This is a genomic window from Bacillus sp. Je.9.29.b, assembly GCF_051129925.1.
Taxonomy (GTDB): Bacteria; Bacillota; Bacilli; order Bacillales; family Bacillaceae; genus Bacillus; species Bacillus safensis.
On the sequence record NZ_JBCPSO010000017.1, the window covers coordinates 1 to 1,285 of the forward strand.

Annotated in this window: 1 protein-coding gene; it reads left to right on the top strand. The window is 37.7% G+C overall.

The window, feature by feature from the left end; all coding sequences use genetic code 11:
* Positions 1–94: 94 nt before the first annotated feature.
* Positions 95–1,245 (top strand): IS3 family transposase gene (locus AAZR19_RS18845; RefSeq protein ID WP_139336372.1). Its coding sequence is split into 2 segments (ribosomal slippage): positions 95–365 and positions 365–1,245, totalling 1,152 coding nucleotides; the frame shifts between segments, so codons are not numbered across the junction.
* Positions 1,246–1,285: the final 40 nt, after the last annotated feature.

Consider the following 1,285-nt stretch of genomic DNA (forward strand, 5'->3'; position numbering starts at 1 on the left):
GGGACTGACCCCATAAAGTGAGACAAATAAAAACACCTTTAAATTGAAAAATCGGGTATAGCATATCTGAAAACAATTTGGAGGTGTTTTTTGTATGGGAAAAAGAGTTAGTTATCCGATTAGTGTAAAAGAAGAGGCCGTTCAAATGAGGTTAGCTGGAATCCCGACAAAAGAAATCATGGACAAGTTAGGAATTAAGAATAGAACACAAGTGAAAACGTGGATGAAATGGTATCGCGAGGGTGAAATCCATCGATTTCATCAACCAGTTGGAAAGCAGTATACCTACGGGAAAGGACCAGAATATCAAAATGAGAACGAGAAGTTGAAAACAGAAAATCTTTATTTAAAGCAACAAATTGACCTATTAAAAAAGTATATAGAATGGGAAAGGAAGTGAAAAGAGAAGCATTCGTGTCGATTTATGATGCGGTAAAAGACACAGTAAGTGTAAGTGCATTCTGTCAGATGTTTGAGCTCGCAAGATCAACATTTTATCGTTGGAAAAAACAAGATCTCCTGCCAAAACAGCAAGTGTTAATTGACCTCATATCGTCGCTTTGTGAGTCACACCAATATACGTACGGTTATCGTAAAATAACGGCCCTACTGCGAAAAGAAAGGAGAATAAATCATAAGACAGTACAACGCATTATGCAAACCTACGGTTTACAGTGTCGTGTGAAAATAAAAAAGCGTAAACAGACTGGTCAACCTTACTATATTGCAGAAAATCACTTAAAACAGGATTTTACTGCGACAAAGCCACTTGAAAAACTGGTGACAGATATAACGTATTTGCCATTTGGTCAAAAACCACTTTATCTATCCAGCATAAAAGATTTGTATACTAGTGAGATTGTGGCTTATACGATTGGTGATAAACAGGATGTTTCTCTTGTTTTAGATACATTGAAGCAGTTACAGACATTACCTAAAGGCTGCGTACTTCATAGTGATCAAGGTTCGGTCTACACTTCTTATGCTTATCAAAAGGAGATAAAGGAAAAAAGCATTACCATGAGCATGTCCCGGAAGGGAATGCCCGCTGATAATGCCCCCATAGAATCCTTCCACTCCAGTTTAAAAACAGAAGGATTCTATCTCCACCACCTGACAAACACTACAACAGCCATTGTAGAAAAAACGGTCAGGGAGTATATTGATTATTATAACAATATCCGAATTCAATTGAAATTAAACAGCCAGTCACCAAAAGAGTTTCGGCAACTGGCTGTTTTATAAAGGTGTTTTGATCCCTGTCTCAAAAACGGGGGTCAGTCCC